The sequence below is a fragment of the Bacteroides acidifaciens genome, assembly GCF_024623065.1.
In the GTDB taxonomy this organism is placed as follows: Bacteria; Bacteroidota; Bacteroidia; order Bacteroidales; family Bacteroidaceae; genus Bacteroides; species Bacteroides acidifaciens.
In genome coordinates, this window is record NZ_JANJZR010000110.1 from 1 (window position 1) to 10,130 (window position 10,130).

9 protein-coding genes are annotated in these 10,130 nt (G+C 44.3%); all 9 read right to left on the reverse strand.

The features are described 5' to 3' along the window. Positions 1-90: 90 nt before the first annotated feature. Entirely contained in the window at positions 91-1,158 is a 1,068-nt protein-coding gene (locus NSB03_RS18935; RefSeq protein WP_024988641.1) for a FecR family protein, read from the reverse strand. A gap of 354 nt (positions 1,159-1,512) precedes the next feature. Then, a complete protein-coding gene (locus tag NSB03_RS18940; RefSeq protein WP_257466579.1) occupies positions 1,513-1,770 on the reverse strand; it encodes an RNA polymerase sigma factor in 258 nt (85 codons plus the stop codon). 3 nt (positions 1,771-1,773) lie between these two features. Then, the gene (locus tag NSB03_RS18945; RefSeq protein WP_228099513.1) at positions 1,774-2,028 is read right to left on the reverse strand and encodes an RNA polymerase sigma factor; all 255 of its coding nucleotides are present in this window, start codon (positions 2,026-2,028) and stop codon (positions 1,774-1,776) included. Positions 2,029-2,123: 95 nt separating this feature from the next. Further along, positions 2,124-3,590 (reverse strand): ATP-binding cassette domain-containing protein, encoded by a 1,467-nt coding sequence (locus tag NSB03_RS18950; RefSeq protein WP_242358799.1) that lies wholly within the window; start codon positions 3,588-3,590, stop codon positions 2,124-2,126. A 71-nt stretch (positions 3,591-3,661) separates the two neighbouring features. After that, positions 3,662-5,842 carry an alpha-glucuronidase family glycosyl hydrolase gene (locus NSB03_RS18955; RefSeq protein ID WP_306816302.1) on the reverse strand — a complete coding sequence of 727 codons (2,181 nt, stop codon included), beginning with the start codon at positions 5,840-5,842 and terminating at the stop codon, positions 3,662-3,664. Then, positions 5,832-6,812 carry a glycoside hydrolase family 43 protein gene (locus tag NSB03_RS18960; protein WP_172504134.1) on the reverse strand — a complete coding sequence of 327 codons (981 nt, stop codon included), beginning with the start codon at positions 6,810-6,812 and terminating at the stop codon, positions 5,832-5,834. Before NSB03_RS18960 ends, NSB03_RS18955 begins: the two co-directional genes overlap by 11 nt. A 45-nt stretch (positions 6,813-6,857) precedes the next feature. Continuing rightward, the gene (locus tag NSB03_RS18965) at positions 6,858-7,994 is read right to left on the reverse strand and encodes an endo-1,4-beta-xylanase (protein WP_024988642.1); all 1,137 of its coding nucleotides are present in this window, start codon (positions 7,992-7,994) and stop codon (positions 6,858-6,860) included. 27 nt (positions 7,995-8,021) lie between these two features. Further along, positions 8,022-9,506: an MFS transporter gene (locus NSB03_RS18970; protein ID WP_121767127.1), complete on the reverse strand. Its 1,485-nt coding sequence runs from the start codon at positions 9,504-9,506 to the stop codon at positions 8,022-8,024. A 21-nt stretch (positions 9,507-9,527) separates the two neighbouring features. Next, positions 9,528-9,863: a hypothetical protein gene (locus tag NSB03_RS18975; RefSeq protein WP_024988643.1), complete on the reverse strand. Its 336-nt coding sequence runs from the start codon at positions 9,861-9,863 to the stop codon at positions 9,528-9,530. Positions 9,864-10,130: the final 267 nt, after the last annotated feature.

Genomic DNA, 10,130 nt, shown 5'->3' on the forward strand with positions numbered 1-10,130 from the left:
AGGGACTTTCGCAAATTTAATCACTTAAAAATTAGATGTTTAACAGCATAAATTTAAATTTTGTCATCTACAAAAGTTGTATTTGTAAAGTTATATATGTTTAATCGTAATAGTCCCGTCCTGATATTCTACACGTACTTTTTCCAGTTTATTCAGCAGTTCCACTGCCTCGTCCAAATGAGCGTTGCGGTTCGCCCAAAAGTTCAGGCGGATATTGTATAGTTCCACCCGTTCAAAGTCTACGTTCACGTTGTACCATCTGCCCAGAGAATTCATAATTTCTTCCAGTGACGAATCTTCAAAATAGAACATTCCTTCTGTCCATGCCGTATAGGTAGCTATGTTGACACTTGATATTTTCTCTTCTCCAGTTTCCGTATAAGTCAAGTCCTGTCCGGGTTGAAGCGCTACGGATGTAAGGCTGTTCGTGTTGGTCACTTGCACTTTTCCCTGCACCAATGTCACGTGGCGGTCTTCTGTTGTGTATGAACGTACACTGAATTTAGTACCCAACACATGGGTATCCATATCATCGGCACTTACGATAAAGGGACATTTTTCATCCTTTGCCACTTCAAAGCAGGCTTCACCTTTCAACTCTACCCGTCGTTCCTTCCCGTTGAATGCGACAGGATAGCGCAGGGTACTTTCAGCATTTATCCACACTTTAGTCCCGTCTGACAATACCAGCAGGAAACTTTTTCCACGTGGTGTAGTCAACGTTTGGCAGCAGGTGGCATCCGGCGTCAATGTTTTCCATTCTTTGATGTCCATCACACTGTCTTCCAACAGTTGTTGTTCATGATGACCGTCCATTTGCAGCATCACATGTTCTCCACTGACAGTTGCGGCAAAGAATCGCACCGGTTCCTCTTTTTTTATAAAGAAAGAAGGAAGTAAAGAAGGTATAAGAAAGGCCAAAACCAAAATGGCAGCCACAGCAGAAACCGCTACCCAAATACGTGTTTTCGTTTTTGCCTTGCGTCTCCTATCCAGGCTTTCACGCATAACAGCCTCCTTGCAAGCCATCAGGTCGAGAAATAGTTCCTTGTTTTCAGGTACGCTAATCCACTGGTTGAACTCTTCCGTCTCTCTTAGTCGCGATTCCTGTATCGCACGCAATGCATAATCTGAATTTTGGTCTGGATTTTCCATCATAATAATCAACTGTTTATCTTAATACGTAGAGCCAACCGAAATTAATGACACCTAAGAGAGATTTTTTTTTCTTGATGGAAATTCAGAAGAAACAAATGCTCTTTTTAGTTGCTTGTATAGATAGAATGACGTATTTTTACTGCAATATTACTAAAGAAAATAACAGCGGATGTTTATTGTTTCGCTCTTAGCATAACGTTATCGTTAAATTAATGAAGAATGAAAACAATAGAGAAAGTTAACAATGACGATAACACACAAATGAACTATTCCAATGGTCCACAGGTTTCACCTTTGAGATGAACAACTATAAATCAGCTAAAGTGTGAAACCAGTGAAGAGCAGGATTCAACATTAAACCGTAATAAGTAAAAAGACACTCAATCGTTTACGGAGTATTTTTAAAACCCGGGCAATATGGGTTCTGACTGTATTGTCACTGATATTTAATATTTCACTAATTTCCGCACATTTCTTTTCATTCAGAAAAAACTCTTCCACTACTATGCGCATTTGCGGCGCCATCTGGCGGATACTCTCCTGCATCCGGTCTATTTTATCTTCGTAGTCCCGATACTCTTTGGCAGTCCAACCGCTATAAAGTTCTTCCAAGTATCATTCCGCGTTCCGGTTCACTACATTCTGATGACGTATGTGGTCAATGCAACGGTTTTTCACCATGACATAGAATAAAGGCAGCAAATCAGTCTTCCCCTCAAACTGCTCGCTGTTTTCAAGTACTGAGCAAAACACATCGCTCAATACATCCTTTGCGCTTTCTCCGTCATTCAGCAGATTATATGCATGAATATAGAGCTTTTGCCAATATTTCCTGTACAATACAGCTATGACATTTTGGCTACTACTCATACCTTTGTGGTTACTTTTTACATTTAATTAAGCACAAAGATAGCCAAATAACACAAAAAGCAATCAATTCTTAAAAAAATATTAGAAATCACATTCTAATATCTTGACGTATCATTTCTTTTCAAAAAGATGCGGTTTGTAATCGTATCCGGAAGTTCCGATTCATAATGTGTTACCATAATCATCGTCTTATCTTTACGTTTGCAGAAGGCTTCAATAACCTTTTTGACCCGGCGACGATTGTAAGTATCCAATCCATGAAGCGGCTCGTCCAAAATCAGCAATTCCGGATCTTTGACGAAAGCACGTGCCAACAGAGCCAGACGTTGCTCGCCACTGGAAAGTTGCAAGAAAGGTTTGTCTTTCAAATCGGCAATGCCGAATATATCCATCCACCACTCACAGACAGTCATCTGTTCCGGTTGGGGGCGTTTGTACAGTCCGATACTGTCGTGCAGTCCGCTAGCTACAATCTCGATAGACGGTAAGTTCTTGAGGTAGGCACGGTGCATCTCCGGACTTACATATCCAATGTGTTTCTTGATTTCCCAAATACTTTCCCCAGTTCCCCGTTTGCGTCCGAAAAGGCTGATGTCGCAAGCGTATGATTGTGGATTATCCGCACAAACCAAACTCAATAATGTAGACTTTCCTGCGCCGTTCTCTCCGCTCAACGCCCAGTTCTCCCCACGACGCACTGTCCAGTCCAATTCGTTCAAAATAGTGCGGTCGTCATATCGGATACTTACCTTATTCAGTTTCACCACTTCATCCGAGTCATAGTTGTTGCCGTCATAAGGCAAATCAATAATTCGTTTCTGCAATTCATCAAAAGAGATAGCCACGTCTCTGTCGCAGAAAGCAGTCAGGTAGGCTTCGCGTTCCATCTTGGGAAACACTTCCATTTTATCGACAGGGATAACGTGAGTAATAAAGGAAGGTATATCATCCATCATGGAAAGTACCAGAATGATCTGCACAGACGATATTTTCGTCAGGCGTTCGAGCAAAGTGAATAACAATTCGCGGGTAGGCGCATCCAGTCCGATAAACGGATTATCCATTATCAGCACGCGGGGGGCTGTCAACAGTGTCTTTGTAAGCTGGAATTTACGCAGTTCACCGCTCGAAAGCAGGATTATCTTTTTATCAAGAAGAGGTTCGATGCGGAAGAGTTCGAACAGTTCATTTTTCAGTTGTTCGTCTTTAATCTCTCCCAACATTTCGCGGACGTCCGGCGTTTCATCTTGGTCATGCGCATTCCAACGCTGTTGGTAGTAATAATTGGCGTCCGCCGCTCCATAAGTATCACGGAACGCGATATATTTCACATTATCATAAACAGTTTGAGTAGCGGAAGGAGAAAAGTCATACTGGAGTGTTCCTTCACGTAGCGGATATTTTCCGATTAATGTATCTACAAAAAGGCTCTTGCCACCCCCATTAGGGCCTACAATGGCTATATGTTCATCTGCACCGATAGTTGCCGTGACAGGTTTGTCCAAACGCACAAGCGGGTTGCGTGCAACGCCCCCCGCCATGCAAAATGTATTTTGGCTCATATTCTTATATTCTGTTTTATTATTGACCGCAAAAGTAACAATTTTATCACAGAATAAGCAGTTTTTCTTGTCTATTTAATAATTCCGTAAGGCGGACATTCAAAATTAGTGATATTCAGTTTGTATTCCATCATATCTTTCAATTCATGCACCGGACGTTCCAGTTCATAAGGTATCGGCTGCTTGCTGAATTGCTGGAAATAGAGCAAGCAGGCATCTTTCCACCACACTGCGTCTCGTGCCTGAATCTTCAATCGGTGCTGCACGTCACGGAAACGTTCCGGGTCGATGTATTTCTCCATAGGCGCCCATAACTTCTGGAAGTTTCTGATTTCTTGCACCCCACGGTCATAAGCGTAGCACAACTCCGCCCAAAGTGTACGCCCGCTCTTCATCCGATGATTCCAGGGAACATGGTGGAACCAGAGAAGCAGTTTTTCGGGACAGGTATTTACGTCATCCAGTTGTTTGCACAAAGGAGAGTGATATTGTGCCGTCGCATTGCTCCCTTTGCTGCTGCGGTCGAATCCGATACCGCTGTCATCTGCCCTATGGTAATAAGAAGGCATCCAGTCGGGACGGGCACCGGGAATATCACACCAAGGCTCGGGCCCGTAATGATGTCCCCATGCAAAGATGTGATGCAGTCCTAACGGCATCATATAATCTACTACGGCTTCCCTTGACTCTTGGAGAAGTTGAGAGTTGAGAAGGGAGAGTTGAGAGTGAAGTTCCTGTCTTTCCTTTTGAGATGTTTCATTGACGGAATTGTGGGATGGTTGTCCGGCAATAGGAAGGAAGGTTTGTTTCAGCCATTCTTCGCCTATCTCTTCGGATGAAAGGGAATGTTTCCAGGCAAGACGCCCGAAGGCATACCAGTTGGCTTGCGCAAAAGGATGTCCGCACCAGTTTATGTCGTCGCCGATGTTGGTTACTCCGGCAATGGCGGTCAGCGGATGAGCAAACAGAGAACCGTCCGTCACACGGGCGATGGTAGATCCTGCGCCTTGTACGTAAGTGTCGCTGTCCAGACATTCTTTCCACATGGGAGCGAGAAAAGCGAGGTGGTTGGAGAATCCCAAATATTCCTGCGTTATCTGAAATTCCGGCATCACGGGTGTTTTCTTCATGGCTCCGAATAACGGGCTGAACGGTTCGCGGGGCTGGAAATCAATCGGACCGTTCTTTATCTGCACAATCACATTGTCGCGGAACTTTCCGTCCAAAGGTTCAAATTCAAGATAGGCTTGTTTTGCCCGGTCGCTGTCGGTAGGCGAGTAAACGAAAGCACGCCACATCACGATGCCCCGATAAGTCTTCAACACATCGGCAAGCATGTTTGCCCCTTCGGCATGGGTACGTCCGTAATCACACGGTCCGGGTTGTCCTTCGGAGTTCGCTTTCACCAGAAATCCGCCGAAATCGGGAATCAGAGAATAAATTTCTTTCGTTTTCTTCTTCCACCAGGCAATGACTTCTTTATTCAATGGGTCGGAAGTCGGCAAACCGCCCAAGGCTGCCGGAGAAGAGAAATTAATGGAAAGATATACTTTCAAGCCGTAAGGACGGAATATATCCGCCAGTACTTTTACTTTTTGCAGATACTCATCGGAAAGAATCTTGGGACTTGCGTTGACATTATTCAGTACGGTTGCGTTGATGCCGATAGAGGCATTGGCACGGGCATAAGCTTCGTAACGGGGAGAGACAACGGCAGGAAGCTCTTCCCATTTCCAAAGCGAATGTCCCGCATAACCACGCTCGATGGTTCCATCCAGATTATCCCAGTGGTTCAGGATACGAATCCGGTAATCCGGTTTTTCCGAGATATTCAGTACCCTCAATTTTGAGTTCGGGGTCGAGTCTGAGTTCGATTCCGAAAGCTGTTCCGCAGCCTGCAAGCGGAGTAAATGGTAAACTCCATAAAGTACACCTTGTTCACCGGAAGAAGCAATGGTGATTTGCTTGCCATCGGCAGAAGTACGGATGGTGTATCCTTCGTTTCCAAGTGCACGTAACTCTTTTGTTGCGTTTACCTCCAAATCCACAGGAAGACCGCCTTTCCAATATTTCTGTAATTCGGAAACGGCAATGTTTAATGTCGGCGATTGCTTCCTGCAACTAATCTCCGCCTTCGTCCCCGTCGCATATCGAAGCCACAGGGCACTTCCATCTTCCGCATGAGACGAAAGACCAAAGAACAAGGCTAATAATATAGATATTATTCTCACAAATAATAGTTCAAAATTCATCTATTCCTTCAATAGTGATAATCCGCCCGTCAGCATCATATTGGAGTTCGCAGACTTTCAGGCTACGAAGCCATGTCTTCCCTTCGGACGGCACACAATCGTGATGGAACAAGTACCATTTGCCTTTGAATTCCACAATGGCATGATGGGTAGTCCATCCTACCACCGGAGTAAGAATAACGCCTTGATAGGTAAACGGCCCATAGGGATTGTCACCAATCGCATAACAAAGCAGATGGGTGTCTCCTGTAGAATAAGAGAAGTAGTATTTGCCATTATATTTATGTACCCAGGAAGCCTCAAAGAAACGACGTTCGGTATCCCCTGCCGTCAACGGCTTGCCGTTCTCGTCCACAATTATCACCGGACGGGGTTCTTCCGCAAATTCCATCATATCCTCACTCAAACGGACTACGCGAGCCGGCAATGCTTCTTCCTCTCCTTCCGGCAAAACAGCCGATTCCAACGCCTTATTATTACGGTAACGTTGAAGTTGCCCGCCCCACAGACCGCCAAAATACATATAGAAAATCCCGTTGCCATCATCCAACACGGCAGGGTCAATGCTATAACTTCCCTTCATCGGATTAGCTTCCGGCACAAAAGGCCCGTATGGTTTATCGCTGACAGCCACTCCGATACGGAATATGTCATTCCGGTCTTTCAACGGGAAATACATATAATACTTGCCGTTCTTAAAAGCGACATCGCAATCCCAAAGTTGCCGTCCCGCCCAAGGAATATCTTCCGTAGACAGTACGACCCCGTGGTCGATAATCTCACCATTCATCACATCATCCGTAGAATAGACGTGATAGTCTTTCATATTGAAATGATCCCCATTATCATTTTCGGCAATCCCGCTTTCCCAGTCGTGAGAGGGATAAATGTAGAGTCTATTGTCAAATACATGTACGGCAGGATCAGCCATATAATCATTGGGAACTAAATATCTTTTTTCTGTTTTCATGATTCTATTCTTTTTAAAGTTATTATTATCGCCCAGACAAACAATTCATTTCCGCGCTGCTTCTTTAATAATCAGGTCGACTATCGGTTTCGGCCGGTAGTTACGGTCGAAAAGCAACGGATAATCCGTGCGTCCATTCATCGGCCAGTCGTTACGCCAGGAGTTATGGTCGGCTACTCCCCAAAGAGTAACCCGGGTTATTATATCCTGATGTTTCAGGAAAAGACGGAAAAAGTCGTTCATACGCGCCGTCCATGCTTTTGCCACTTCTGCAGGCAGTTCCTTCGGATAGGGATTCATCTCTTTCTTATATTCGAAAGAAGCGGAGACTTCCGCACCAATATTGGGATTCGGTGAGGGAATAACTGTCAGATCCAGTTCCGTTATCATCACCTTCACGCCTGTTTCGGCAAAAGCAAGCATGCTCTTCTCAAATTCACTGATTTTCGGATAATCCATGCCGACATGTCCCTGCATACCTATGGCATCAATGCGGATACCCCGTTTTTTCAAGTCTTTCACCAGTTTTATGACAGCCTCCCTTCTTCCCGGAAGAGCCATCGAATAGTCGTTGTAATATAGTTCGGCGTTCGGGTCGGCTTCGTGTGCATACTGGAAAGCCAGAGGAATATACTCTTCTCCCAAAATCTCATAAAATTTAGTCTTGCGATACTCTCCGTCGTCTTCAAAGGCTTCATTCACAACATCCCAGCCTTTGATACGACCTTTGTAGCGTTTCACTACGGTAGTGATATGGTCTTTCATCCGCTTCTTTAAAATTTCGGGAGAGACATTCTTTCCGTCCTTGTCTACACAGAACCAACGCGAAAGTTGCGTATGCCATATCAATGTATGCCCTGTAATCGTCTGGTTGTTTTTCTCACCGAATGCAACGAATTCATCCGCCTGCGTAAAGTTATAACGGTTCTCTTCGGGATGTATCTCTTGGCTTTTCATACAGTTCTCCGCTACAATAGCACTAAATTGTTCCCGAATCACCTCTGCCCCTGCTTTATCTTTGCCAGATGCCTGCAGTGTGTTAACTGCCGTCCCTATCAGGAATTTATCTTTCAAAGCCTCTTTCAAGGTGTTTTTCTCTTGCGCCAAAGCTATTGAAGAACCTGTCATCAAGACCGCCATAGCCCAAAGGGAAGTTACAGTTGTTTTTGTCGAAATCTTCATATAGTCTCTAATCTATTATATTAGTAATTAATTATTTTCCAGTCTTCGTTTTGCCAGATCTGCCTGAATATGCTCATTCAATTTCTTTGAAATCGGATAGAAGAACAGGGCAATCACTCCGATAAAGTATGTAATAGCAGGAATCACGCTCGATGTCAGGCGGATACCCAAAATTGCACTCTCCGTCTGCGTCACATTGGATATGAAACCAAACGAATCGACAATCGCGCCACAGATAGCTCCGCCGATACCCAGTCCCGCCTTCAAGGCAAAGACTACTCCTGCAAAGACAAAACCTGTAGCACGACGATAGTTCACCCACTCGGAATGATCCGCCACGTCACCCATCATCGCCCAAAGCAACGGGATAGTAGGTGCATAGGCCAGGCTCTTCAAACAGTTTATGGCGAATATCGTGCCAATGCTTGTCGGTTCTACCACGAAAAACAAAGCTGTAAACAATGCGGTCAGCGCCAGACAAATCAAGAACACATTCCGTTTGCCAAAGATATCGGAAAGATAGCCGGAAAGCAAAATTACCCCCACTAAAGTGATAATCTGCCCTATCATATTGAACAAACTGAAACCTACGGCAAATACATTACTATGGTCGGGCTGCGCTATCAAGCCGAAAGCATCCAGAAAAGTATGCCACATGCCATACGTCTCTCCTTCTACCCGCACCAGTCCGAAGTTCTGCAAGAAATCGAAAAGGGCTGTCTTGTCTACAAAATAATTAAAATAGTAGGACATACTGCTGCCCCACATGGCTAATGTCGTAAACAGGAAGAGAGTCAGGACAAACATAGACTTCCAAGGACGGCTACTTATGATATCTACAAAATCCTGCTTTACAGAATTCTTCTGTCCCACAGGCGGAGTGATACGTTCCTTGGCAGAAAAGAAAGTGATAACCAAAAGAACAACTCCGATGACGGCAAATAAGGTGATTGTCAGGAACCACCCGCGTTGGTCGTCTCCCTGTCCGAATTTGGAGACTAACGGCAAAGTCAGTCCTTGTACGACAAAAGTCGCTATCGTAGCGGTGACGAAACGGATGGATGAAATGCTGGTACGCTCCTTTATATCACTGGTCATTACACCACCCAGGGAAGAGTAAGGTGTGTTATTGAAGGAGTAAATGGACATTAATAAGGTATAAGTGATACCCGCATAGAGAATCTTACCACGCTCACTGAGATCGGGTGTCGTAAAAGCCAGGATAAAAAATAAGGCGAAAGGGATGGCAGTCCACAATAGCCAGGGGCGGTATTTCCCCCAACGGGTATTTGTCCTGTCGGACAAGATGCCTACTACAGGATCAACGAACGCATCGAAAATGCGCGCGACCAGCAATATCATTCCCGCCGCCGTTGCTTTGATTCCGAACACATCCGTATAAAAGAAGAGTTGGAACATCATCATCATCTGGAAAATCAGGTTCGCAGAACCATCTCCCAAGCTATAACCGATTTTCTCGGCCATCGACACTTTTTGAGTCTGTGTTTTCATGGTATTATTATCTATTATTAATTAGTTGCTCCTTTGTTGAAAGACCGCCTGGGAAAGCTGTTGTCCCAAAGTCTTTTTGTCCAATGGATGAATATCATTCCACTCGTCCAAGCCACTGTTCGTAATTAAAGTGACATTGGCATTTGTATCGACAACGGTCTTATATTTCTTTTTCAGGAAAGCCACATTCACCGTTTCATCGGAAGCTGCCGTTCCCCAAAGATTCACTTGTTTCCCATGTTGAAGTACCATACCGTCGGAAACAAGAGCAGGCTGTTTAACCTTTGCCCCGCCTACCAAGGCGAAGCAAAGGAATACAACTACTAACCCAACCTTATAAAACCAATACTTATTCATTTTCTATTTTTTACGATGTTGCAAATTTAAGAAGTTTATTCCCCTTCGTCTAAAATTTACGATTCAGATTATCTCTTGTCTGTTACATCATTGCTTGTAAATGTTACAAATACATTTTACCATGTTACATCCAAGCAGAAACAGGCCTCTAAAAGCAGGAGTAAGCAGTATATCTATGATATATAGAAATAAAAAAGAAGGTGTGTCAAAATGCGCACCTTCTTTTTTTATGCACAAAGCCCCTACTTTCACAAGCTGGGGCTTTGT